We start from the raw sequence: 22795 nt of genomic DNA, 5'->3' as shown, positions 1-22795 counted from the left end.
TTGGCAAGTATACCTGATTTTCAGACAGTTTCACCAAAGCGCTTCTGCCTGAAGCTCAACCGGTTGAGGGCGTTAACGTAGGCCTTGGCCGACGCCTCGACGATGTCCGTTGAAGCACCCTTGCCCACCACGGCGTTACCCCCCTCGGCAACCCGCACGGTGACCTCCCCCTGGGCGTCGGAGCCGCCGGTTATGGAACCGACGTTGTACTGCAACAGCTTCGCTTTCCCCTTGACCAGCCTGTTGATGGCCTTGATGGCGGCATCCACCGGACCGTCTCCCAGCTCGGCCGAGCGCGCCGGTCTGCCGTCAATGGCAAGCTGCACCGTTGCAGTAGCCACGGCAGGGGAGCCGCAGGTCACGGTAATCTGCTCCAGCCGGTATTTCGCTTCCTGACGGGATTCGTCGAGGACGAGGGCGTCCAGGTCTTCGTCAAATACCTCCTTTTTCAGGTCAGCCAGGGCCTTGAAGCGCTCGAAGGCACGGTTGAGCCGCTCCTCGTCCAGGTGGTGCCCCAGGGACTCCAGGCGCTTCTTGAAGGCGTGACGGCCTGAGTGCTTTCCGAGCACGAGGGCGCTTGATGAGAGCCCGACCGATTCCGGCGTCATGATCTCGTAGGTGGACTTGTCCATGAGCATGCCGTGCTGGTGGATACCGGCCTCGTGGGCGAAGGCGTTGGCCCCCACAATCGCCTTGTTGGGCTGAACCCCTATGCCGGTGATGGCGGTGAGGAGCCTACTGGCGGTGGTAAGCTGTTCGGTGACCACGTTCGTGGCAAAGGGAAGGATGTCGTGACGGGTGCGGAGCGCCATGACGAACTCTTCCAGCGAGCAGTTGCCGGCTCGCTCGCCGATGCCGTTGATGGCGCACTCCACCTGGCGGGCACCGGCCTGCACGGCGGCGATGGAGTTGGCGACTGCAAGCCCCAGATCGTTGTGGCAGTGGACCGAGATTACGGCCCGGTCGATGTTCCTCACGTTCTCCTTCAGATGGCGGATGATGCTGAAGTACTCGAAGGGGATGGTGTAGCCGACCGTATCGGGAATATTGACCGTCGTGGCGCCGGCATCGATGACCGCCTCGACCACCTCGGCCAGAAACGGCAGGCGGGTCCGCACCGCATCCTCGCAGGCGAACTCCACGTTGGGGGTATAGGAAGCGGCCCGCCTGACCGCCTTGACCGCGGCATCCAGCACCCTGGCCGGCTCCATCTTGAGCTTGTACTTCATGTGGATATCGGAGGTGGCAATGAAGGTATGGATCCGGGCGTTCTCGCCGGCATACTGCAGCGCCTCCCATGCCCGGTCGATGTCCGCGTCGAGTGCCCGACAAAAACCCGCGATCTGCGGCCCCCTGATCTGCCGGGCAATGAGCCTGACCGCCTCGAAATCACCATCCGAGGCAATGGGGAAGCCGGCCTCAATCACATCGACCCGCAGCTTCTCCAGCTGCCGTGCCACCCTCAGCTTTTCCTCGATATTCATGCTGTTGCCGGGCGACTGCTCACCATCGCGCAACGTGGTGTCAAAAATCCTGACAATCTGCCGCTCATCCCCGTTTGGTGCCGTTGCCATGTCCGTGGTCCTCTCTCTCCCCTTCCTTTGAAGAGGCCGCCACAGAAGCCCCGGGCTCCCCCGGAGCTTCTGTGGCGCGTTTCGACTCCTCGACCCGCGTTTACTCGCAGAGGTCGATCTTCACGTCCCAGTTCTTGATCTTCATGGTGCCGTTCTGGGCCAGGTTCAGGTGCATCTTGAAGGCGCGATCCCACAGCTGGGGCTCATGGCCCACCTTTCTGGCAAGGCACTCCCGGGAGGCGATCTCCAGGTATTCGCTCAGGATCGGCTTGTAGTCGGGGTGGGCGCACTTCTCGATGATGCGCCGCGCCCGCTCCTTCGGCGCCACTCCCCGCAGATCGGCCAGCCCCTGCTCGGTAACTACGCAGTCCAGGTCGTGCTCGGTGTGGTCGATGTGGGAGCAGTGGGGCACAACGCAGGAGATACCCGTCGGATCGTTCTTGGTGGGACGGGATGAGGGGGTGTGCATGATCTTCAGGTAGCCGTTGCGGAGAAAGTCGCCGGAACCGCCGAGGCCGTTGATCATCCGGGTGCCGCCGACGAGGGTGGAGTTGGCGTGGGCGTAGATGTCGATCTCAACCGGAGTGTTCATGGCGATGACGCCAAGCCGGCGGATCGGTTCCGGGGCGTTGGAGATGGAGAGGGGACGCAGAACAATCTTGTCGGCGTACTTGTCCATGTTGGCGAAGAAACGGGGGAAGCCCGGCTCCTCAGAGAGGGAGAGGGAGCAGGACGACGCAGCATCGAGCTTGCCGGAATCGAAGAGGTCGAGCATCGTGTCCTGAAGGACCTCGGTGAATACGGTCAGGTTCTCGAAGGGAGCCTTCGCCAGGCCGCCGATGACCGCGTTGGCGATGGAACCGACACCGGACTGGAGCGGCAGGAGGTTTTTCGGCAGGCGGCCGGCCTTCACTTCATGGGTAAAGAAGTCGATGATGTTGTTGGCGATGGCCTCGGAGGTGTCGTCCTGCTCGGCAAAGGCGCGCCCCTTGTCACGATAGCGGGACTCGACCACGGCAACGATCTTGCTCGGATCGCAGGGGACGTAGGTGGTGCCGATCCGCTCGCCGGCATGGGTGATGCCGAGGATCTGCCGCTTCGGCGGGTGGTTGCAGACCACCATGTCGTGCATCCCCTCGAAGGAGGGCTGGCCGACGTTCACCTCCAGGATGACCTTGTCGCAGATCATGAGGATTTCGGGAACCACCCCGCCGGAGGAGGTCAGCACGAGCCCGCCGTCTTCGGTGACGGCCGAGACCTCGATGATGGCCAGGTCGAGCTTGCCGCTCTCGGTATCCTTGGTATAGAAGCCGTAGCCCAGATCCTGGGCGAAGAGGGAGAGGTGCTTGTCTCCCATGCGGATCCGCCCCTCGTTGATGCCGGCGGCGATGTTCTTGCCGGTCTGGTAGGGCCAGCGGCGGTCGATCATATCGAGGGAGGCCCAGCGGTCCTCGGTCTCGGCACCGACGGAGGCGCCGATGAAGAGGTTGAACTTCCATTTCCCCTGGAGGCTGTTCTTCTCCACATGGTCGGCCAGGGCGATGGGGACGGCTTTCGGGTAACCGGCGGGGGTAAAGCCGGACCAGCCCAGGTTCATGCCGGGCTTGAAGAACTGAATGGTCTGCTCGGCGGTCATCACCTTGCCGAGCAGGGACTTGCACCGTACGCGGTCCTGCAGTGTTCCGTATTCAGACATCACATTTCTCCTTATTGGTTCTCTGTGGTGGAAAGGGTTAGATCTTCCGGCCGCCTTCAGCCGCCCACTTCTCGAGCATCGGGGTCGTGACCGACTTGGGCCGCTCGATGGCATAGCCGAGCCCGCGATCCCAGGTGATGTTGGCCATGCAGCCGAGGGCCCGGCCGACGCCGAACAGAACGGTGTAGAAGTCCCACTCCTTGACACCGTAGTGCCACTGGATCACCCCCGACTGGGCATCCACGTTGGGCCAGGGGTTCTTGGTCTTGCCGTGCTCGGTAAGGACGCCGGGAGCCACTTCGAAGATCATCGCCACCAGCTTGAAAAGGGGATCGTTCGGGAGGTGCTTCTGGCAGAACTCCCGCTGCGAGGTGTAGCGGGGGTCGGTCTTGCGGAGGACGGCATGGCCGTACCCCGGAATGACCTGACCGGAGTTGAGGGTGTCCCAGAGGGCTTTGGTGATGAGTTCCCGGGTCGGCTCCTGGTCCTTGCAGTACTTCTCCTGGAACTTGATGGTCCAGTCGAGCACTTCCTGGTTGGCGCGGCCGTGGAGGGGGCCCGCCAGGCCGTTGAGCCCCGCGGCGTAGGAGTAGTAGGGATCGGAGAGGGCTGAATGCACCAGGTGGGTGGTGTGGGCCGAGACGTTGCCGGACTCGTGGTCGGAGTGGAGGATGAAGTACATGCGGGCCACATCCTTGTACTCTTCACCCTGGCCGATCATGTGGGCAAAGTTGGCCCCCATGTCGAGCGCCGGATCGATGGCGATCTGCTTGTCTCCCCGGTACTTGAGGTTGTAGATGAAGGCCGCCAGGACCGGGATGCGGGCAACGATGTCGCAGGCGTCTTCGTAGACATATTCCCAGGCGACCGTCTTGTTGAACTTGCCCGACTCATAGAAGGCGGCGAACTTGGACTCCCGCTGCATGGCAGTGATGCCGGTGGAGAGCATCGCCATGGGATGGCTGTCCCGCGGCATGGCGCGGATGATGTCGAACACGTACTGGGGAACCGCCTGGCGGGTTTTCCAGTCAGCCAGGACCGCGTCCACCTGTTCCTGGGTCGGGACGTCGCCGGTGAGAAGGAAATACCAGAACGCTTCAACGGTCGGATAGTCTGAACCGGCGGCCTTCGGCAGGCAGGCAAAGGTTTCGGGAATGGTCTTACCCCGGAAGCGGATCCCTTCCTGCGGATCGAGGTAGGAGATGTCGGTGACCAGACAGCGGACGTCACGGGCACCGCCAATGCACTGATCGATGGTGACCTCGTCGATTTTCACCTTGCCGAACTCCTTGACGAGCCTGGTTGTACGGGGACGGAACTCCTCCAGCTTCTGCTTGAGTGTTTCTTTCAATGCCATGCTTCTCTCCTTTGTGTGGGGTGTGATAACGCTGCTCAGATGAGTAACAGCGACATGAGGTTTCTCCAGAACTTTTTCTCCAAAAGCGGGATGGTCTCTACGCGCCGGCGGCGGTGCCCGATTGGGTTCTCCACCTCGACCCGCGACTGCATCCCGCCCAGTGCCGACTCCTGGCTCCCTCGCAGGAAATCATCTCGTACACCGTCAAGACAGCCCGGCTCATGGCTCAAAGGCACTCAGGGGATAGAGCGCCATGGCGACCCCCACGTCGGCCAGCTGTTGTTTCGTGAACAGTGGGGTCTTGCCGAACTCGGCCATATTGGCCAGGAGCGGCACCCCCACCACATCGGCGAACATCCGGTACATCACCAGCTCGGTCATGGCCTCGCCAAAGACGCAGTCCGCGCCGGCCTGCACGCAGAGATAGGCCCGCTCGAGGGCGGCGCTCAACCCCTCGGACGCCAGGGCGCCGGTCCGGGCCATAATGACGAAATCGGAATCTGTCCGGGCGTCGACTGCCGCCTTGATCCGGTCCACCATCTTCTCTTTGGAAACGAGCGCCTTGTTGGGGCGATGGCCGCAGCGCTTGGGGGATACCTGGTCATCGATGTGGACGGCGGCAACGCCGGCGCGGATCATCTCCTTAACGGTGCGCTCGATGGAGAACGCCTCACCCCACCCCGTATCGATGTCCACCAGGAGCGGCAGGTCGCAGGCGCCGGTAATGCAGCGGGCATCCTCAAGGACATCGTTTCGGCACGTGATCCCAAAATCGGGAAGCCCGAAGGAGGCATTGGCCACACCGGCCCCGGAGAGGTAGATCGCCCTGTGCCCAGCCTGCCGGGCCAGGAGGGCACAGTAGGCATTGATGGTGCCGACAATCTGCAGTGGCCGTTCAGAGGCAACCGCCTCGCGGAACATCCTTCCCGGTGACACCCTGTCGCACATGGGGGCTACTCCTCCTGCTCCCGGGATTTCCTGTGCCGCTCCTCGATGCTCTTGCGGGCAGAGCGGATGTGGCGGCGCATCAGCAAGTCTGCAAGTTCTGCGTCCCGCTCCGCGAGGGCCTCAACGATCCGGCGATGCTCCTTGAGGGCCTGGAGCGGACGCTGGCTTGAAATGCTGAACTGGTAGCGGTACATGCGCATCAGCTGATAGAGCCCCCCTTCCAGCACACTCAGGATTTTCCTGTTTCGGCTCCCTTGGAGGATCCGGTAGTGGAAATCCAGCTCCCCCTCCTGCTGGTAGTAGGAGAGCCCCTGATCTTCGCTTATGCTCTGTTCATGATCGTCGAGCAGCCGCTTCAGATCGGCGATCTCGGCATCGCTCATCCGCTCCGCCGCAAGGCCGCACGCCATACCGCCCAGCGCCTCCCGCACCTGGTAGATATCGATCAGCTCCTCATAGGAAAGTGTGATGACCCGAGCACCGTGGTTCGGCGAGCGGACCACGAGATGCCGCTCCTCGAGGCGGCTCAGGGCCTCCCTCAAGGTCCCGCGGCTAACGCCGTAGGCCTTGGCCAGTTCCGGTTCCGAAATCTTGCTACCGGCCGGAATCTCACCTTTCACGATAGCAGTCTGGAGTTGTTCAAATATGCGGTCGGACAGGGTCAATGACGTGGTTTCAGATAATTGCACGAAATGTTTCTCCCGCTGATTATGTCGACACATTTTGTGTATACAAGGTTTATATTTCGTATCTATGCCCACAAAGTGTATTTGTCAAATTAAAAGTGTCGACAGATTTAATATTGATAAAATTTTGTCCAAACTTTATTAGCCATGCTAACGCATACATCCTGCCGCTGCGGGTGTGAAAGGCACACGCAAGTCCCGACCCTGCACTCCACCCCGGCTCTTTCTCTGTCACCTACAATAAGCCAGACCAGAAAAACTAACGTCTTGCTTTCAGGCAAAATTACCACAAAAAAAAGCCGCCCCGTCGCACGATGCGGACGGGGGCGGCTTTATTGCGCCAAGTCAGGCGGAATCTCAGGCCAAGTGGTTGTTGATGGCAGCGGCGGCACCTTTGCCGTCACCCATGGCGAGGATGACGGTGGCCCCGCCGCGCACCATGTCACCCCCCGCGTAGACGCCGGGGATGCTGGTGGCGCCGGCTTCGTCCGCCACGATGTTCCCCCAGCGGTTCAGCTCCAGTGCAGGGGCGGTGGCGGTGAGAAGCGGGTTGGCGCTGGTGCCGACGGCGTTCACCACCACCTCCGCCGGCAGGTCGAACTCCGACCCGGCCACGGCCTCCGGCTTGCGGCGCCCCGACTCGTCCGGCGGCCCCAGTTCCATCCGCTGGCAGCGGAGCGCCGCGACCCATCCCGCGTCGTTGCCGATGATCTCCAGCGGCGCGGTGAGCATGACGAACTCCACCCCCTCCTCCTTGGCGTGCTTGATCTCCTCCACCCGGGCCGGCATCTCGGCCTCGCCGCGGCGGTAGACGATCATGGCCCGCTCCGCGCCGAGCCTGCGGGCGGTCCGGACGCAGTCCATGGCGGTGTTGCCGCCGCCGATGACCGCCACCTGGCGCCCGGCGATGATCGGCGTCGAGGCATTGGGGTTTCTCCCCGCCTCCATCAGGTTCACCCGGGTCAGGAATTCGTTGGCCGAGTAGACCCCCTTCAGGTTCTCCCCCGGAATGTTGAGCATGGTGGGGAGCCCGGCGCCGTTGGCGATGAAGAGCGCGTCGAACTCCTCCCGGAGCTGCCCCAGGGTGAGGGTCTTACCGACGATGACGTTGCACTCGATCTCCACCCCCATGGCAACAAGGCGGGAGACCTCCACGTCGATGATCTCCTTGGGGAGGCGGAACTCGGGGATGCCGTAGCGGAGCACCCCGCCGGTGTCGTGGAGCGCCTCGAAGATGGTGACGCCGTGTCCGGCCCGGGCCAGTTCGCCGGCGGCGGTGAGCCCGGCCGGGCCGCAGCCGACCACCGCCACCCGCTTGCCGGTGGAGGGGGGAAGCCCGGTCTTCGCGAGCTTCTCCGCGTTGCACATGGCCCAGTCGGCCACGAAGCGCTCCAGGTAGCCGATGGCCACCGGCTCCCCCTTCACCCCGCGGACGCACTTCGCCTCGCACTGGGTCTCCTGGGGGCAGACCCGGCCGCAGACCGCCGGCAGGGCGTTGTCACCCTGGAGGATGCGGGCCGACTCGGGGAGGTTTTCCGCCGCCAGGGCGTCGAGGAACTCGGGGATGGAGACCCCCACCGGGCAGCCCTCCACGCAGGGGCGGTGCTTGCACTGGATGCAGCGCTTCGCCTCCTGCACCGCCTCATCCAGGCCCAAGCCCCGGTTCACCTCCTCGAAGTTCCGGCTCCGGACGGCTGCGTCCAGTTCCGGCATGTGGACCCGGCCGAGGGCGAGGCGCTCTTTCATGCTGAGATCGTTAGCCATTGGCCACCTCCTTCGCAAGCCGGCACTCGGTGGCGGCATGGCGGGCCTGCTCCTCGAAGCTGCGGTACGTGGTGAGCCGGTCGCTCAGGCCGGCGAAATCCACCAGGTGGCCGTCGAACTCCGGCCCGTCGACGCAGGCGAACTTCGACTCTCCCCCCACCACCACGCGGCAGCCGCCGCACATGCCGGTGCCGTCGATCATGATCGGGTTCAGGCTCACCACGGTCTCGATGCCGTGGGGGCGGGTCAGTTCCGCCACCGCCCGCATCATCGGCACCGGTCCGATGGCGACGACCATCGCGGGCTTGCGGGCCGGATCGGCGATCAGATCGTTCAGCGCGTGGGTTACGAACCCCGTGCGGCCGCGGCTCCCGTCCTCGGTGGTAATGAGGACCTCGGAGGAGAAAGCCGCCAGCTCGTCGGCCAGGATCACATACTTGTCGGAACGGCCGCCGATGATGGTGGTCACCTCGTTCCCCGCCTCGGCCAGGGCCCGGGCCAGGGGGAAGAGGACCGCCGTCCCGACCCCGCCGCCGATGCAGGCTACCCGGCCCCACTTCTCGATGTGGGTCGGCTGCCCCAGGGGGCCGGCCACGTCGCGGAGCGCCCCCCCCACGGGGATGTCGACGATCTTGCGGGTGGAGGCCCCGATGGCCTGGATGAAGAGAGTGACGGTCCCGGCGGCCGGATCGGCGTCGCCGATGGTCAGCGGGATCCGCTCGTCACCCCGGTCGGCCCGGACGATGACGAACTGCCCCGGCTTGCGGGCGCTCGCCACGCGCGGCGCCTTCACCACCAGCCGGTGGAGATTCGGCGCCAGGATTTCGTTTTCGAGGATTTCGAACATTGGATGAAACCTTTCAGCAGTGGGATGGCGGCGGAAGGACCGCCGCAAAAACGCGTAGCATTACAAAAGCACAGGCTATAACGTAAACGAATTGCTTTCTTCGGAAAAAATGTGGCCGCTCACGACTTTCGCCGGGACATCTCTCCGTCCCCTCACCCCCAGCCCCTCTCCCTCAGGGCGAGGGGAGCACTCTAACCCTCTCCCGCGGGGAGAGGGTGGCCGATGGCCGGGTGAGGGGAAGATCTACGGACGCCCAGGATGATGCGAATCCGATTGCTCCGGGTTCAGGTCAAGCCCCGCTCACGACAGGCATTGGAACATCCCCGCGCTCCAGAGGCAGCTCCCGCACGGCTCGGTGTTCACGTAGCAGTCCTGCTCGAAGTTCTCGGCCTGGACGTAGTCGCAGGGGGCGAAGGAGCAGCCGGGGCAGTAGGGGTAGTCGTAGCGCAGGACGTTCTCCCGGTAGGCGCGGAACTCCGCGCCGTTCCAGATATCGAGGATCCCCCGCTCGACCAGGTTCCCGAAGAGCCGCGGCCGGACCGGGTGGAGCCAGCCCGTGGCCCAGGAGCGGCAGGGGTGCCAGAGGTAGTAGCAGGGGTGCACCCCGCCGTCCCAGGAGACGAAGGCCCCACCCTGCTCCACGAAGTGGCACTGTTTGCGCTCCCGCGGCGCCGCCTGGGGGAGCCGGAGATCCAGCCCGGTCTCCCGCGCCACCTCCCGCGCCTCCTCGAAGACCTCGGCCAGGTCGGCGAGCCGTCCGTAGTCCAGGGCGAAGAGCCGTTTCAGGTCGAGCGTGATGCCACGGTTCTGGGCATCGGTTCGGATCGCCTCCACGAAGCTGACGATCCGCTGCTCCTCGGGGGTGCGGTCGAAGCGGAAGAGGAGTTCGTAGTAGCGGTGGATCGCCACCCCGGCGAGTTCGGCCTTGTCCTTCCAGACGTGGAACAGGGAGAGGGCCTCGTCGGTGCAGAGGTCGTAGGCACACTCCCCCGCATGGGCCTCGTCGTAGGGAAGGACATGGGAGACCAGGGCGAAGGTGACCCCGCGGGCGGCGGCCCACCGGAGCGCTGCCGGCAGCTCCCGCAGGTTCTCGCGCATGAGGACGAACTCCACCCCGATCTCCAGGTCGGGCCGGCCGCACCCCACCTTGGCGGAGGTCAGGGCGGAGAGGGCCCATTCGAGATCGTTCAGCTTCCCCCCCTCGCGGATCGCCCGGAACGTGTCGGGGGAGGCGCCGTCCATGGAGAGGCAGACCCGGTCGACTCCGGCATTGACCAGGGAGACTGCCCTGATATTCGTCATCAGGAGCCCGTTGCTCTGGAACCCGATCCAGCCATAGGCCGGCATGAGCGTGCGGGCGCGGGAGATGAACTGCTCCAGCCCGGGGGTGAGGAGCGGCTCGCCGACACCGTTCAGCACCAGCGCCTCCAGGTTGGGGAACGCGGGCTCCAGGGCCGCGAAGGTGGCCGGCTGGAGATCGCCGTCGGTGATGCCGCACCCGGGCGCCTGTTTCATGCACATCACGCACCCCAGGTTGCAGCGGCTGGTGGACTCGACGAAGAGCCTTGTGGGGTGCTCGCGAAACGCGGGGGCGACGGTCGGCGCATCCATTGGAGATGCCGCCAGGTTGTTCACGGTCATGTCGCCTCCTTCCGCAGCCCCTCGGCCACCACCTCGGCGATGTCCCTCACCCGGGTCTGCCCCGCCTGCCGGTCCTTGAGGCCGTCTTCGAGCATGGTCATACAGTAGGGGCAGGAAACGCAGATGGTATCGGGCGAAACGCGGAGCGCCTCGTCGATCCGGTTGTGGTTGATGCGGCTCCCGGACCGCTCTTCCATCCACATCCGGCCGCCGCCGGCGCCGCAGCAGAACGATTTCTCCCGGTTGCGCTCCAGTTCAGCGGGGGGGGCACCCGTCACCCGGCGGATCACCTCCCGCGGCGCCCCGTAGACGCCGTTGTGCCGCCCCAGGTAGCAGGAGTCGTGGAACACCACGGTGCCGAGGCCGGCGAATCCGCCCTCCAGGGGAAGCCGTCCCTCGGCGATGAGCCCCTGGAGGAACTCGGCGTGGGGGATCACCTCCAGTTCCGCCCCGTACTGACGGTAGTCGTTCCTGAGCGTCGTGAAGCAGTGGGGACATTGGGTGATGACCCTGGTCACCCCCCGCTCCCTGAACAGGGCCACGTTCTCCCGGGCCATCCGGTCGAAGACGTACTCGTTGCCGAGCCGCCGCAGGCTGTCGCCGCAGCACTTCTCGTCCTTGCCGAGGATCCCCCACGACACCCCGGCCCGGTCAAGGATCTGCGCCAGGGCCACCGTCACCTGCCTGCTCCGGGAGTCGAAGGAGCCGGCACACCCCACGTAGAGAAGATATTCCGTCTTCCCCGCCTCGAACGGCTTCACGTCCAGGTGGGAAGTCCACTTGGTCCGCTCCGTGGGGGCGATCCCCCACGGGTTCGAACGCCCCTCCACGTTCTCGAAGAGGTTCAGGAGCTCTTCGGGGAACTTCGCCTCCATCTCCACCAGGTGGCGCCGCATCCCCACCAGCTTCGGCAGGTGCTCGACGAAGACCGGGCATGCCTCCCGGCAGGCGCCGCAGGAGGTGCAGGACCAGACGGCATCATCGGCGACGCTCCCCTCCCCATCCCCCCCCACGAGGGGAACCGTCGCCACGCCTCCCCGCTTCAGGAGCGCCCCGTTGGCCAGGAGATTCAGACGGATATCCTCCACGACCCGCCGCGGATTGAGGGGTTTGCCGGTGGCGGCGGCGGGGCAGACTTCCTGACAGCGGCCGCATTTGGCGCAGGCGAAGGTGTCGAGGAGGTCCCGGCGGGAGAGCCGGGTCACCTCCCCCGCCCCGAAGGTGTTTCCCTCCGCGAACGCTTCCGCCGCCGGCACGGAGGGGCCGGGGTGACGAAGGAAGCAGTTGACCATGGCGGTGACGATGTGGAGGTGCTTGCTGTAGGGGATCAGGACGGTGATGAAGAGCAGGAGCGCGGCGGCGTGGGTCCACCACGCGGCGAGGCCGAGAATCTCGATCTCCTCCGGTGCCAGGGTGTCGAGCCCCACTGCCAGCAGCGACGACACGGGCATGAACGGCGCCGCCGGCTGCCGCTCCAGGGCGATGGCCGCGCCGTTCACCCCGAAGAAGCCGAGCATGTGGAGGGCGATCAGAATGAGGATGGCGTAGGCCTCCAGGCTCTTTCCCCCGGGATAGGGGGGGGCCGTGGTCCGGCGCACCAGGGCCACGATGACCGCCCCGAGGGTCGCCAGGGATGCCAGGTCGCAGAGCCCCAGAAAGGGGCGGGCAAGGAAGGGCGGCAGCCGCTCCAGCCCCAGGGAGGGGAAGGCGCCCGCCAGCATGAAGTCGATATTGGCGGCGAAGAGGATGACGAACGACCAGAAGATGACGAGGTGGTTCACGCCGAAGGGACGGCTCACGACCCGCTTCTGGGCAAAGGCGTAGAGGAGGAGCTCCCGGACTCCCCGGAGGATCTCCACCCCACCTCCGCCAGGACGCCCCAGGGCGACGAGGCCGAGCCGGCGGTAGAGGCTCCAGCAGAAGAAGAGGATGGATACGATGAGAATCGGTGTGAAGACGACGGAATTCGGCTGCATGATGAAAACCTCGGTCTAGTGGTTGGCTGGTTGTCTCAGCTGCTTGAGCTGTGAGGTGATGGCCGGGACGATCTGGAAGAGATCCCCCACGATGCCGTAGGTGGCCACGTCGAAGATCGGGGCCTCACGGTCACGGTTGATGGCGATGACCAGGTCCGAGTCCTGCATTCCCACCAGGTGCTGGATCGCTCCCGAGATCCCGCAGGCGATGTAGATCTTCGGACGCACCGTCTTCCCCGTCTGCCCAACCTGCCGCTCGTGGGGCATCCACCCCGCGTCAACGGCGCTGCGCGACGCACCCACCACGCCACCCAGTTCGTCGGCCAGCTCCTGCAGCATCCCGAAGTTCTCCTTCGCCATCATCCCCCGCCCTCCGGAGACGATGAACTCCGCCCCGGCGATGTCCACCTCCCCCGCTTTTTTGTCCCGGATGATCTCCAGCACCTTGGTCAGGATGTCGGCCTCGGCGAGGGGGATCTCCTCCCGCACGATCTCCCCCGTGGCCCCTGCCTGCCGCTCGGGGAGCGGCATCACGTGGGGACGAACGGTGGCCATCTGGGGACGGAACCGGTCGCACATGATGGTGGCCATGATGTTCCCCCCAAAGGCGGGGCGGGTCTGGCGCAGGTTGCGCCTGTCGTCCACGTCGAGCCCGGTGCAGTCGGCGGTGAGGCCGGTCTTGACCCGCGTGGCCACGGCGCCGGCCAGGTCGCGCCCCATGCCGGTGGCACCCATGAGGACGATCTCCGGCTGGTACGTGCCGATCAGGGTGCAGCACGCCTCCAGGTACGCCTCGGTCCGGTAGTGCCGGAAGACCGGCTGGTCCAGCAGGTAGGCCTTCGAGGCGCCGTGGGCGAAGGCCTCGTGGCAGAGGTGTTCGACGTTTTCGCCGATGACCACGGCGCAGAGTTCCGTCTGGAGGCTCTGCGCCAGCTGGGCTCCGACCCCCATCAGCTCCCAGGAGACCCGCGCCGGCTCCCCCTCGGTCTGCTCCACGAAGACCCAGACCCCGTGGTAGGCGGCAATCGCCTCACGCCGGAGCCGCTCGTCCTCGTCCGCCTCTTCGACCTCTCCCGCCCCCTTCTCGAAGGTGGCGAGGATTGCCAGCTCTTCGGGGGTGTAGAACATCTCCAGGGCGTTCCCCGGGCAGCCCTTCACGCACTTGACGCAGCCGATGCATTTGTCCGGGTGGATCCGTGGTTCTCCGGAATCGTCCATCTCGATGCCGTCCACCGGGCAGACGCTCTGGCAGCGGGCGCCGCAGGCGATGCACTTCCCGGCGACGAGGCAGGCCCTGCCGCGTGGTCTCTTCGGTTTCTTCGGTTCGCTCATGTCCCTTCCCCCTACACCGCCAGCAGGTCCTTCGCCAGCAGCTGTTCGATCAGAAGCCGCGCCGTCCCTTCCGGGTCGCCGATCCCGTCGCCGACGATCTCCCCCTTGTCGCGCTGGGGGGAGAAGATCCGGCTCACCCAGGTGGGGGAACCCTTGAGGCCGACGCTGCTCACATCCAGTTGCAGCATCCCGTTGTCCCAGACCTTCACCGCCCCCTTCTGCGCCGCGAGCCGCATGGGGACGCTCGGGTAGCGGGGGCGGTTCAGCTCCCGCACCACGGTGATCAGCACCGGCAGCGGCGCCTCCACGATCTCGTACCGCCCTTCCAGTTTGCGCCGCACCCGGATCCGCCGCGCCGCCACGTCCAGCGCCTCGATCCGGTCCACCAGCGTCAGCTGGGTGAAGCCGAGCCGCACCGCGATCCCCGGCCCCACCTGGGCGGTGTCGCCGTCGATGGTCTGCTTGCCGCAGAAGACGATCCCCACCTCCTCGCCGCTCTCCTCGCCGATCTTCCGGATGGCCGCCGCCAGCACGTTGCTCGTGGAGAGGGTGTCGGCACCCCCGAAACAGCGGTCGGAGCAGAGAATCGCCTCGTCGACGCCGAGGCCGAGGGCCTTGCGCAGCGCCGCCTCGGCGTTGGGGGGGCCCATGGAGAGCGCCACGGAGCGAAAGCCGTAGCGGTCCTTCACCCGCAGGCTCTCCTCCAGGGCGTGGGTGTCGTAGGGGTTGACGATGAACGGGATCCCCTCCCGCACCAGGGTGTTGGTAACCGGGTCGATCTGAACCTGGGTCGTGTCGGGTACCTGCTTGATGCAGGCGATGGCGAGCATGAATGAACCTCCCTTGCGATGCGAATCCGCGGGCGAGTGGCGATGCTACGGAATCAGGATTCCCGGCGGGCCTCGGCGTACTTCGCGGCCGCGGTCCGGATGGCATCGAGCCGCTCCGACCGCTCCAGCTTCTCCGCAAGCATGCCGAAGGCCTCGCGCATGATGTCGGAGGCACTCTTCTTCGTTGTCTCCATGAGCCGCCTGATCCCCTCCATCTGCTCGTCGGTGACCCGCACCGAGACGATCGTCGGCTTGGTGTTCACGTAAACCGATTTCCCCATTGTTTCCTCCCCGATTTGTATCTAGTGGAGCCCGACGCCCCGGCGGCCGGCCTTCCTGCGCCAGCCGGTGACAGGGCCTTGGCAAGTTCAGTACCAATGCCGCTGTCGACGCGGCGCAACGCTCCCCCTGTAGCGGGGCAACCCCGCAGACGGCAAGGCTTTTCGGATTCTGTGGAAGTGGGGCGAAGACGCGGGGGACCGGGGTGGGGAGAGCGGCGGATGCCGTTCCAAAACGTCACAGCCGTTCCAGGACGGAACATTCGTATGCGTCAATGCAGAACGGCGTTAAAAAAATGCGTATTCGTTATTCGGAGCTATCTCGTCGATTTTAACCTGCAATTTCGAACAAATTCAAAGCATTAGCTCGAATCGCCAGAGCGACTCGAATCAGTTGGTATGCGACTTGCCAAAGCAATAAAACAATCGTTCTACAAAGCCGTATGCACAACCGTCATCCGCAGCATCGGTCGAACCAACCACCGCGGCGGCACCGCCGCCCACAACACAAAGGAGGAAGTACACATGGCACTGGCAGATCAAACGTTCGGTTTCTTCATCCCCACGGTAACCCTCATGGGGGTCGGCTCCTCCAAGGAGACCGGCGCCCAGGTGAAGGCGCTCGGCGCGAAGAAAGCACTCCTGGTGACCGACAAGGGGATCTCGGCCATGGGGATGGCCGACCAGATCAAGCAGCAGGTGGAAGCCGCCGGCGTTGCGGTCGTCATCTTCGACGGCGCCGAGCCGAACCCGACCGACACCAACGTCCACGACGGCGTCAAGGTCTACCAGGAGAACGGCTGCGACTCCATCATCTCCCTCGGCGGCGGCAGCTCCCACGACTGCGCCAAGGGGGTCGGCCTCGTGATGGGCAACGGCGGCAACATCCGTGACTTCGAAGGGGTTAACAAGTCCACCAAGCCGATGCCTCCCTTCGTCGCCATCAACACCACCGCCGGCACCGCATCCGAGATGACCCGCTTCTGCATCATCACCAACACCGACACCCACGTGAAGATGGCCATCGTCGACTGGCGCTGCACCCCGAACATCGCCATCAACGACCCGGTCCTGATGGTCGGCAAGCCGGCACCGCTGACCGCCGCCACCGGCATGGACGCCCTCACCCACGCGGTCGAGGCCTACGTCTCCACCATCGCCACCCCCATCACCGACGCCTGCGCCCTTCAGGCAATCCGCCTCATCGCCGACTACCTCCGCCCGGCGGTGGCCAACGGCAAGAACCTCGAAGCCCGCGACAAGATGGCCTATGCCGAGTACCTGGCCGGCATGGCCTTCAACAACGCCAGCCTCGGCTACGTCCACGCCATGGCTCACCAGCTCGGCGGCTTCTACAACCTCCCCCACGGCGTCTGCAACGCCATCCTGCTTCCGTCGGTCTGCGAGTTCAACATGATCTCCAACCCGAAGCGCTTTGCCGACATCGCCGTTGCCATGGGCGAGAACATCGACGGGCTCTCCGACGTTGATGCCGCAGCCAAGGGTATCGCCGCCATCCGCAAGCTCTCCAGCGACATCGGCATCCCCGCGGGACTCACGGCGCTCAACGTGAAGGAAACCGACCTCCGCATCATGGCCGAAAACGCCATGAAGGACGCCTGCATGCTGACCAACCCCCGCATCGCCACCCTGGACTGCGTGGTCGGCATCTACAAGGCGGCAATGTAAGAACGGCTGCCGCTTTCGCGCACCGGAGCAGCGGCAGATACAAGCACACTCTCCGAGCCTGCCGAGCCTAACAGGAGATCCTCACGGCTCAAGGCCACTGGGTGCCGCCGGAAACGGCGGCGCCTCCCTTTCGGAAAGGAGAACAATTATGACTAACCGCATCGAGAGAAAGGGAGATATCGTTCATGGATAAGATCATTCGCGTCAACATGGCCGACCTGAGCACCAGGACCGAGGCGGTGCCCGCCGCCTGGGCGGGGCTCGGCGGCCGCGGCCTCACCTCCACCATCGTCGCCGCAGAAGTCCCACCCACCTGTCATCCGCTGGGGCCGAGCAACAAGCTGGTCTTCGCCCCGGGGCTCCTGACCGGCACACCGGCCGCCAACTCCGGCCGCCTCTCCGCCGGGGCCAAGAGCCCCCTGACCGGCACCATCAAGGAGAGCAACGCCGGCGGCACCGCGGCCCAGATGCTCGCCCGCCTCGGCATCAAGGCGCTCATCATCGAGGGAATTCCCAAGGCCGACGCCTGGTACAGCCTCCACGTCTCCCTGGACGGCGTCGCCATCCAGGAAGAGACGGAGCTGCTCGGCAAGGGAAATTTCGCCGTCATCGAGGCCCTGGAGGCCCGTCTCGGGAAGAAGACCGGCATCCTCACCATCGGCCCGGCCGGCGAGCTGAAAATGACCGCCGCCAACATCTCCGTCAAGGACCCGGACAGCAAGATCCGCAGCCACGGCCGCGGCGGCCTCGGCGCCGTCATGGGTTCCAAGAAGATCAAGTTCATCACCATCGACGACCAGGGTGCTCCCAAGGTTCCCATCGCCGATCCGGAGAAGTTCAAGACCGCCGCCCGGGCCTTCGCCAAGGCGCTCCTGGATCACCCGGTGAGCGGCGAGGGACTCCCCACCTACGGCACCAACGTCCTGGTGAACATCCTCCACGAGGCGGGGGGGCTGCCGACCCGCAACTTCACCGCGGGCCAGTTCGACGGCCACGACAAGATCTCCGGCGAGACCATGCACGACACCATCGTCGCCCGCGGCGGCAAGCCGAAGCACGGCTGCCACGCCGGCTGCATCATCCAGTGCTCCCAGGTCTACCACGACAAGGAGGGGAAATACGTCACCTCCGGCTTCGAGTACGAGACCATCTGGGGGCTCGGCGCCGACTGCTGCATCGACGACCTGGACGACATCGCCGTGGCCGACAACCTCATGGACGACATCGGCATCGACTCCATCGAGACCGCCGTCATGTTCGGCGTGGCCATGGAGGCCGGCATCCTCCCCTTCGGCGACAGCAAGGGGATCATTCGCATCCTCACGGAGGAAATCGGCAGGGGGACCCCCCTCGGCCGGATCCTCGGCGGCGGGGCGGGCGCCGTCGGCAGGGCCTACGGCGTCACCCGGGTGCCGGTGGTGAAGAACCAGGGGATTCCGGCCTACGACCCCCGTTCGGTGAAGGGGATCGGCATCACCTACGCCACCAGCACCATGGGGGCCGACCACACCGCCGGCTACACCATCGCCACCAACATCCTCAACGTCGGCGGCTTCGTGGACCCGCTGAAGAAGGAGGGGCAGGTGGAGCTCTCCCGCAACCTCCAGATCGCCACGGCGGCGGTGGACTCCACCGGCATGTGCATCTTCGTCGCCTTCCCGGCCCTGGACATCCCGGAGTGCCTCCCGGCCCTGATCGACATGATCAACGCCCGCTTCGGCATCAACCTCACCGGCGACGATGTGACCAACCTCGGCAAGCATATCCTGAAGGTGGAGCACCAGTTCAACATCGAGGCCGGGTTCACCAAGGAGCACGACCGCCTGCCGGAGTTTTTCAGGCTCGAGCCGGTGGCCCCCCACAACGCGGTGTGGGACTTCACCGACGCAGAGATCGACGAGTTCTGGAACTTCTAACCCCCTCCCCCCTCTCCCGCAGGGCGAGGGGGTAACAGTAAAAAATCAGCCCCCCGGCTATCGAGGTAAAAGCCATGGAGATCACCGTAAAACTTTTCGCCATGTTCCGTGTCGGGCGTTTTGCCGCGACAACCAATAAGTACCGGGACGGAATCACCCCGGCAGACATCGCCGGCGAGCTGAAGATCCCGGAACGGGAGGTCGGCATCGTGCTGGTCAACAGCCGGCATGCCAAGCTCGATCATCGGCTGTTCGACGGCGACATCCTGTCGCTCTTCCCCCTGGTGGGAGGGGGGTAGCGCCATGGATCTCCACGACTTCATCACGGCAGCGGCCACGGCGGACCTTCTCCCCTGGGCGGCCCAGGCGACGGCAGCCGCGCGGTTCGGCCTCACCGTCGGCCAGGTGGAGGAGGCGGCCCTCGCCCGTGGCCTCATGCCGGCCCGCTACCAGCGCAACCGCCAGACCATCACCGTGGAAAAGCAGCTGCGCCTGTTCCGCAGCCGGGCGGTCATCATCGGCAGCGGCGGCCTGGGGGGGTACCTGGTGGAGGAACTGGCCCGTCTCGGAGTCGGAAACCTGGTGGTTATTGATCCCGACATCTTCGAGGAGCATAACCTGAACCGCCAGATCCTCTCCTCCCCCGCCCTCCTCGGCCGGCCCAAGGCGGCGGTCGCCGCGGCCCGGGTGGCCGAGATCAACCCCGCCGTCACCGTCACCGCGCGCCAGGAGGCGTTCTCCCGCGACAACGGCCACGAACTGCTTGCCGGCGCCCAGATCGTGATGGACGGCCTCGACAGCATCGCCACCCGCCTGGAGCTGGCGGAGAGCTGCCGCACGCTCTCCATCCCCCTGGTACACGGCGCCATCGGCGGCTGGTACGGACAGGTCGCCTCCCAACTTCCGGGGGACGACCTCTCGCCCTACCTCTTCGGCGGCTGGTCGGAGCCGAAAGGGGTGGAAACGCGGCTCGGCAACCCCTCGTTCACCCCGGCCACGGTGGCGAGCCTCCAGGTGGCCGAGGCGTGCAAGATCCTCCTGGGGGAAGGCGAATCGCTCCGCAACCGGATGATCTTCATGAACCTTCTCGACATGGAATTCAGCGAGGTGCCGCTCGAACCGGCGCCGGCGGCGGTGGGGGCGTGAGGCCACCCTGCGATGCAACCCACCGTCGATAGTGGCATTTCCCAGTTTTGAATTGACAGGGCGCGCCGAAGACGGCATAAGCAGGATTCATAGAAAATCAATTAATTTCATTCTCCGAGCCGTCACACCTACCGGGCACCAGCCCCACGGTCTGCGGCCAACGGGTGCCGCTGGAAACGGCGGGGCCTCCCTTCTGGAAAGGAGAACGCTTGATACGCCTTCGTGGGGTATGGGGCCTCTTTCCATCTGGGAGAGAGGCCCTTTTTTCGGCCGTCGGCAGACGATCCTTCGCCGGTCACGGCTTCCGCTGCTTCAAGAAACTGAAAACAATGGTATAGTTCCAACCGCGGGAGACACCATCATGATCTGCGTGACCTCGACCCCCATCAATCCTTCGGAGCTCTATGACGCCATCGGGAAGGACCGTTCCGGATCGGTGGTGTTTCACTACGCGGTGGTCAAGGAAGCCAACGGCGACCGGCCGACCACCTGCATCGACTACCGGGCTGAGGGGGACACCGAGGGAGAACTGGCAGTAATTGCCGCCGAGCTCCAGGGGAAGTGGACGCTGGAAGACGTGCTCCTGGTCCGGCGGACCGGCCGCCTCCGGGTGGGGGAGATCATCTCCCTGGTGGCAGCCAGCTCCCCCAACAGCTCCGATGCCTTTGGCGCATGCCAGGACGGCATCGCCCGGCTCAAAAAAATGACAACCATCAAGAAGGAAGAACAACGCGACTGAGAAGATACGGAGGTTTCATGAAATCGCTACGCACCCTATTCCTCTCCATCGTCACGCTGGTGGTCCTCTGCGGCGCGGCCTCTGCGGAAGAGCGCCTCAAGATGTCCACCACCACCTCCACCCAGGACTCGGGACTCCTGTCGGTGCTCCTTCCACCCTTCGAGCAGAAGAACCACTGCAAGGTGGACGTGGTGGCCGTCGGCACCGGACAGGCGCTGAAGCTCGGCGAGGCGGGGGACGTGGACGTGGTCTTCGTCCATGCCCGCAAGCTGGAGGACAAGTTCGTGGCCGACGGCTTCGGCGTGAACCGCCGGGATGTCATGTACAACGACTTCGTCATCATCGGTCCGAAGAGCGACCCGGCCGGCATCGCCACGGCGAAGACCGCGGCCGAGGCGCTGAAGCTCATCGCCGCAAAGGGGGCCACCTTCATCTCCCGGGGGGACAAGTCGGGGACCCACATCAAGGAGAAGGAGCTGTGGCAGGCCGCCGGCGTCCAGCCGAAGGGGGGATGGTACATCGAGGCGGGCCAAGGAATGGGGCCGGTCATTACCATGGCGACCGAGCGGCAGGGGTACACCTTGGCCGACCGCGGGACCTACAACGCCTACAAGGGAAAGAAGACCGATCTCGTCATTGCCTTCCAGGGGGAGAAGGGACTCTTCAATCCCTACGGGGTCATTGCCGTGAACCCGAAGAAGTTCCCCCACGTGAAGCATGACCTGGCCATGAAATTCATCGACTACGTCACCGGCCCCGAGGGGCAGAAGATCATCACCGGCTACAAGGCCCACGGCGAGCCAGTCTTCTTCGTCTACAAGAAGTAGGGAGCAGGGGTGGCGTTTCTTTCCGACACCTTCCGCACCGCCCTCGACCTGATCGCCTCCCTCGACCCGGAGGTGCTCAACGCCGTTTCGACGTCACTGAGCGTGGCCCTCTGGTCGATCCTCTTCGCCACCCTGGCCGGCGTGCCGGTCGGGGTGGCCGTCGGGATCACCGAGTTCACCGGCAGGCGCGCGGTCATCACGCTGCTCAACACCCTCATGGCGCTGCCGACGGTGGTGGTGGGGCTGGCGGTCTACGGCATCATCAGCCGGCAGGGCCCCCTGGGGGAACTGGGAATCCTCTTCACCCCCAAGGCGATGGTTATCGGCCAGACCATCCTCGCCATCCCGATCGTAGCCAACTACACCCTGGGGACCGTCAAGGGGGCCGATCCCCGCATCGTCCCCACCGCCCTCACCCTGGGGGCGGGTCCCTTCCAGAGCGTCCGCCTGCTGGTGCGGGAGCTCCGCTTCGGGATCATGGCGGCGGTCATCGCCGGCTTCGGACGGGTGGTGGCGGAGGTGGGGGTGGCGATGATGCTCGGCGGGAACATCCGCGGCTACACCCGGACCATGACCACCGCCATCGCCATGGAGACCGGCAAGGGGGAATTCGCCCTGGGGCTCGCCCTCGGGCTCATCCTGATGGGGGTGGCGCTCCTCGTGAACCTCTTCCTCAACCTCCTCCAGCAGAGGTGACCGCCATGCCCCCCCTCTACCGCCTGAACGCCATCCGCAAAAAGCACGGGGAACGCACCGTCCTCGCCATCGACGACCTTGCGCTCGCCGCGGGAAAACTCTACACTCTTACCGGGGCCAACGGCTCGGGGAAGACCACCCTCCTCACCCTTCTCGCCTTCCTCGATCCCCCCACGTCCGGGGAGCTCCATTTCGGCGGCGAACCGGTCCGCTGGACCAACGGAACGCTTCTCCCCCTGCGCCGGCAGGTGACGCTGCTGCACCAGTCGCCGTACCTCTTCAACGGCAGCGTCTTCGCCAACGTCGCCTTCGGGCTGAAGGTGCGGGGGATCCGGGGAGACGAGCGGCGCCGGCGGGTGGAGGAGGCCCTGGCCCTCGTGGGGCTGACTGGGTTCGACCACCGCCGCGCGCGGGAACTCTCCGGCGGCGAGTGCCAGCGGGTCGCCATGGCCCGCGCCCTGGTGCTGAAGCCGACGGTGCTCCTGCTGGACGAGCCCCTGGCCAACGTGGACCGGGAAACCTGCGAGCTCCTCGAACGGGTCATCGTCTCGCTTCCCGGCAGTGGAACCACGGTCATCATGACCACCCACGACCCGGAGCATCCCGGCCGCCTCGGGGGGGAGCGGCTCCACCTGGTGGGGGGAGAGTTCGCCTGACCGGCCGGATAATCGGCAGTCGAACACTGCCTTCACTCGTACTAATGGCCTATTTCTGTAATTCTAGGCTCATTTCGCTGCAGCCGATCAACTCACCCTGCGGGTTCGGACAGGATCGACTGCGGACGCTACATTTCGCCAAGAATTACGACGAAATATGCCTCATGTACTCCCTGCGACAGTGTTCGACTGCCGCA

The 22795-nt window shown here is 65.1% G+C and carries 20 protein-coding genes and 2 riboswitches; of the genes, 8 read left to right on the top strand and 12 right to left on the bottom strand.

What is annotated here, in order from left to right:
- Nucleotides 1-20: 20 nt before the first annotated feature.
- The 12 genes from GPICK_RS04625 to GPICK_RS04570 form a co-directional block, all read right to left on the bottom strand.
- Nucleotides 21-1574 carry a 2-isopropylmalate synthase gene (locus tag GPICK_RS04625; RefSeq protein ID WP_039740881.1) on the bottom strand — a complete coding sequence of 518 codons (1554 nt, stop codon included), beginning with the start codon at nt 1572-1574 and terminating at the stop codon, nt 21-23.
- Between the two features lie 100 nt (nt 1575-1674).
- Nucleotides 1675-3270 (bottom strand): acetyl-CoA hydrolase/transferase C-terminal domain-containing protein, encoded by a 1596-nt coding sequence (locus GPICK_RS04620; protein WP_039740879.1) that lies wholly within the window; start codon nt 3268-3270, stop codon nt 1675-1677.
- A gap of 37 nt (nt 3271-3307) precedes the next feature.
- Nucleotides 3308-4627, bottom strand: coding sequence for a citrate (Si)-synthase (locus GPICK_RS04615; RefSeq protein ID WP_039740878.1), 1320 nt, complete (start codon nt 4625-4627; stop codon nt 3308-3310).
- Between the two features lie 219 nt (nt 4628-4846).
- A complete protein-coding gene (prpB, locus tag GPICK_RS04610; protein WP_052263282.1) occupies nt 4847-5575 on the bottom strand; it encodes a methylisocitrate lyase in 729 nt (242 codons plus the stop codon).
- A gap of 5 nt (nt 5576-5580) precedes the next feature.
- Nucleotides 5581-6297, bottom strand: coding sequence for a GntR family transcriptional regulator (locus GPICK_RS04605; protein WP_039740876.1), 717 nt, complete (start codon nt 6295-6297; stop codon nt 5581-5583).
- A gap of 321 nt (nt 6298-6618) precedes the next feature.
- The gene (gene gltA / locus GPICK_RS04600; RefSeq protein WP_039740873.1) at nt 6619-8025 is read right to left on the bottom strand and encodes an NADPH-dependent glutamate synthase; all 1407 of its coding nucleotides are present in this window, start codon (nt 8023-8025) and stop codon (nt 6619-6621) included.
- Nucleotides 8018-8872: a sulfide/dihydroorotate dehydrogenase-like FAD/NAD-binding protein gene (locus GPICK_RS04595; protein ID WP_039740870.1), complete on the bottom strand. Its 855-nt coding sequence runs from the start codon at nt 8870-8872 to the stop codon at nt 8018-8020. The genes gltA and GPICK_RS04595 overlap by 8 nt, the downstream gene beginning before the upstream one ends.
- A gap of 300 nt (nt 8873-9172) precedes the next feature.
- Entirely contained in the window at nt 9173-10513 is a 1341-nt protein-coding gene (locus GPICK_RS04590) for a radical SAM/SPASM domain-containing protein (protein ID WP_052263281.1), read from the bottom strand.
- Entirely contained in the window at nt 10510-12489 is a 1980-nt protein-coding gene (locus tag GPICK_RS04585; RefSeq protein WP_039740868.1) for a (Fe-S)-binding protein, read from the bottom strand. Before GPICK_RS04585 ends, GPICK_RS04590 begins: the two co-directional genes overlap by 4 nt.
- A gap of 15 nt (nt 12490-12504) precedes the next feature.
- The gene (locus tag GPICK_RS04580; RefSeq protein ID WP_039740867.1) at nt 12505-13821 is read right to left on the bottom strand and encodes an electron transfer flavoprotein subunit alpha; all 1317 of its coding nucleotides are present in this window, start codon (nt 13819-13821) and stop codon (nt 12505-12507) included.
- A gap of 11 nt (nt 13822-13832) precedes the next feature.
- Complete coding sequence (locus tag GPICK_RS04575) at nt 13833-14651, bottom strand: electron transfer flavoprotein subunit beta/FixA family protein (RefSeq protein ID WP_039740865.1); 819 nt, start codon at nt 14649-14651, stop codon at nt 13833-13835.
- 53 nt (nt 14652-14704) lie between these two features.
- On the bottom strand, nt 14705-14932 hold the full coding sequence (locus GPICK_RS04570) for a ribbon-helix-helix protein, CopG family (RefSeq protein ID WP_039740864.1): 228 nt from the start codon (nt 14930-14932) through the stop codon (nt 14705-14707).
- 522 nt (nt 14933-15454) lie between these two features.
- Between GPICK_RS04570 and GPICK_RS04565 the strand changes: the two genes are divergently transcribed.
- The 8 genes from GPICK_RS04565 to GPICK_RS04530 all read left to right on the top strand — a co-directional run bounded on the left by GPICK_RS04565 (nt 15455) and on the right by GPICK_RS04530 (nt 22598).
- Nucleotides 15455-16618 (top strand): iron-containing alcohol dehydrogenase, encoded by a 1164-nt coding sequence (locus GPICK_RS04565; protein ID WP_039740862.1) that lies wholly within the window; start codon nt 15455-15457, stop codon nt 16616-16618.
- Nucleotides 16619-16656: 38 nt separating this feature from the next.
- A riboswitch (molybdenum cofactor riboswitch) is annotated at nt 16657-16775 on the top strand.
- A 28-nt stretch (nt 16776-16803) separates the two neighbouring features.
- Nucleotides 16804-18534 (top strand): aldehyde ferredoxin oxidoreductase family protein, encoded by a 1731-nt coding sequence (locus tag GPICK_RS04560; RefSeq protein WP_039740861.1) that lies wholly within the window; start codon nt 16804-16806, stop codon nt 18532-18534.
- A 74-nt stretch (nt 18535-18608) separates the two neighbouring features.
- Nucleotides 18609-18833 (top strand): MoaD/ThiS family protein, encoded by a 225-nt coding sequence (locus tag GPICK_RS04555; protein WP_039740860.1) that lies wholly within the window; start codon nt 18609-18611, stop codon nt 18831-18833.
- A gap of 4 nt (nt 18834-18837) precedes the next feature.
- Nucleotides 18838-19680 (top strand): HesA/MoeB/ThiF family protein, encoded by an 843-nt coding sequence (locus GPICK_RS04550; RefSeq protein ID WP_039740859.1) that lies wholly within the window; start codon nt 18838-18840, stop codon nt 19678-19680.
- 100 nt (nt 19681-19780) lie between these two features.
- Nucleotides 19781-19901: riboswitch (molybdenum cofactor riboswitch) on the top strand.
- Between the two features lie 140 nt (nt 19902-20041).
- Nucleotides 20042-20419 carry a molybdenum cofactor biosynthesis protein MoaE gene (locus GPICK_RS04545; RefSeq protein ID WP_039740858.1) on the top strand — a complete coding sequence of 126 codons (378 nt, stop codon included), beginning with the start codon at nt 20042-20044 and terminating at the stop codon, nt 20417-20419.
- 17 nt (nt 20420-20436) lie between these two features.
- Complete coding sequence (locus GPICK_RS04540) at nt 20437-21246, top strand: substrate-binding domain-containing protein (protein WP_039740855.1); 810 nt, start codon at nt 20437-20439, stop codon at nt 21244-21246.
- A 9-nt stretch (nt 21247-21255) separates the two neighbouring features.
- Nucleotides 21256-21942, top strand: a complete 687-nt coding sequence (locus GPICK_RS04535; protein ID WP_039740853.1) for an ABC transporter permease — start codon at nt 21256-21258, stop codon at nt 21940-21942.
- Nucleotides 21943-21947: 5 nt separating this feature from the next.
- On the top strand, nt 21948-22598 hold the full coding sequence (locus GPICK_RS04530) for an ATP-binding cassette domain-containing protein (protein ID WP_039740850.1): 651 nt from the start codon (nt 21948-21950) through the stop codon (nt 22596-22598).
- Nucleotides 22599-22795 lie beyond the last annotated feature (197 nt).

It is taken from the genome of Geobacter pickeringii (assembly GCF_000817955.1).
In the GTDB taxonomy this organism is placed as follows: domain Bacteria; phylum Desulfobacterota; class Desulfuromonadia; order Geobacterales; family Geobacteraceae; genus Geobacter; species Geobacter pickeringii.
Note: the sequence above shows the minus strand (reverse complement) of the source record. Positions and strands in the feature narration are given on the sequence as shown.

What these genes read in the sequence shown, in the direction of transcription:
- GPICK_RS04560 (WP_039740861.1), top strand. Translation starts at nt 16,804, where the DNA reads ATGGATAAGATCATTCGCGTCAACATGGCCGACCTGAGCACCAGGACC.
- GPICK_RS04555 (WP_039740860.1), top strand. Translation starts at nt 18,609, where the DNA reads ATGGAGATCACCGTAAAACTTTTCGCCATGTTCCGTGTCGGGCGTTTT.
- GPICK_RS04620 (WP_039740879.1), bottom strand. Translation starts at nt 3,270, where the DNA reads ATGTCTGAATACGGAACACTGCAGGACCGCGTACGGTGCAAGTCCCTG.
- GPICK_RS04625 (WP_039740881.1), bottom strand. Translation starts at nt 1,574, where the DNA reads ATGGCAACGGCACCAAACGGGGATGAGCGGCAGATTGTCAGGATTTTT.
- GPICK_RS04585 (WP_039740868.1), bottom strand. Translation starts at nt 12,489, where the DNA reads ATGCAGCCGAATTCCGTCGTCTTCACACCGATTCTCATCGTATCCATC.
- GPICK_RS04595 (WP_039740870.1), bottom strand. Translation starts at nt 8,872, where the DNA reads ATGTTCGAAATCCTCGAAAACGAAATCCTGGCGCCGAATCTCCACCGG.
- GPICK_RS04545 (WP_039740858.1), top strand. Translation starts at nt 20,042, where the DNA reads ATGATCTGCGTGACCTCGACCCCCATCAATCCTTCGGAGCTCTATGAC.
- GPICK_RS04615 (WP_039740878.1), bottom strand. Translation starts at nt 4,627, where the DNA reads ATGGCATTGAAAGAAACACTCAAGCAGAAGCTGGAGGAGTTCCGTCCC.
- GPICK_RS04550 (WP_039740859.1), top strand. Translation starts at nt 18,838, where the DNA reads ATGGATCTCCACGACTTCATCACGGCAGCGGCCACGGCGGACCTTCTC.
- gltA (WP_039740873.1), bottom strand. Translation starts at nt 8,025, where the DNA reads ATGGCTAACGATCTCAGCATGAAAGAGCGCCTCGCCCTCGGCCGGGTC.
- GPICK_RS04580 (WP_039740867.1), bottom strand. Translation starts at nt 13,821, where the DNA reads ATGAGCGAACCGAAGAAACCGAAGAGACCACGCGGCAGGGCCTGCCTC.
- GPICK_RS04540 (WP_039740855.1), top strand. Translation starts at nt 20,437, where the DNA reads ATGAAATCGCTACGCACCCTATTCCTCTCCATCGTCACGCTGGTGGTC.
- GPICK_RS04575 (WP_039740865.1), bottom strand. Translation starts at nt 14,651, where the DNA reads ATGCTCGCCATCGCCTGCATCAAGCAGGTACCCGACACGACCCAGGTT.
- prpB (WP_052263282.1), bottom strand. Translation starts at nt 5,575, where the DNA reads ATGTGCGACAGGGTGTCACCGGGAAGGATGTTCCGCGAGGCGGTTGCC.
- GPICK_RS04605 (WP_039740876.1), bottom strand. Translation starts at nt 6,297, where the DNA reads ATGTGTCGACATAATCAGCGGGAGAAACATTTCGTGCAATTATCTGAA.
- GPICK_RS04530 (WP_039740850.1), top strand. Translation starts at nt 21,948, where the DNA reads ATGCCCCCCCTCTACCGCCTGAACGCCATCCGCAAAAAGCACGGGGAA.
- GPICK_RS04565 (WP_039740862.1), top strand. Translation starts at nt 15,455, where the DNA reads ATGGCACTGGCAGATCAAACGTTCGGTTTCTTCATCCCCACGGTAACC.
- GPICK_RS04590 (WP_052263281.1), bottom strand. Translation starts at nt 10,513, where the DNA reads ATGACCGTGAACAACCTGGCGGCATCTCCAATGGATGCGCCGACCGTC.
- GPICK_RS04570 (WP_039740864.1), bottom strand. Translation starts at nt 14,932, where the DNA reads ATGGGGAAATCGGTTTACGTGAACACCAAGCCGACGATCGTCTCGGTG.